Consider the following 646-nt stretch of genomic DNA (forward strand, 5'->3'; position numbering starts at 1 on the left):
TATGGTCCCTTGGGCTGGGCCGTTGGGGCGTTCTGCGGCGGTTACCGGTATCGATGTCATCGAACTGTGGCGTCCGCTACTTCTCGTCCAGGGATTTGGAGTCGTACTGTTGATCAGTTTGGCCGCCTTGCTCGGCTGGCGTGAACAACGTCGTATCGGTACCGCCGGCGGAACCACTTTAGACGATGGGGGGCTGGCGGAAACCAGCATCAACCTGGAAAACATCAGCGACGAAGAGCGTGCGCTTGAGCGACCAAAACTGCTCTGGTTCAACGCCAGCCTGTTCCTGCTGGTATTGGTGTCGCTGTTTCTCGGCGTGCTGCCTTCCGGCTACATATTCATGATCGGGCTGGCACTGGCCCTGTTGATCAATTACCCCGGCGGCAATGTTCAGATGCAGCGGATCGCGGCGCACTCTTCGGCGGCGTTGAGTATGGGCATGATTATCCTCGCGGCGGGCTCCATGCTCGGGATACTCGCAGGCACCGGCATGCTGACCTCAATCGCCAAGGACCTGGTACAGGTGCTCCCCGGCTCGATGGTTGGGCAGCTGCATATTTTTCTCGGCTTATTTGGTCTACCCATGGAGCTGCTGCTCAGCACCGATGCCTATTACTTCGGCCTGATGCCAGTGACCTTGGAAGTG

The 646-nt window shown here is 58.5% G+C and carries 1 pseudogene; it reads left to right on the top strand.

Going from position 1 to position 646, the window contains the following annotated elements:
- A pseudogene (locus tag ACI77I_RS32080) lies at positions 1-646 on the top strand (citrate transporter); the annotation flags it as partial.

This window comes from Pseudomonas sp. D47 (assembly GCF_045447305.1).
GTDB lineage: Bacteria > Pseudomonadota > Gammaproteobacteria > Pseudomonadales > Pseudomonadaceae > Aquipseudomonas.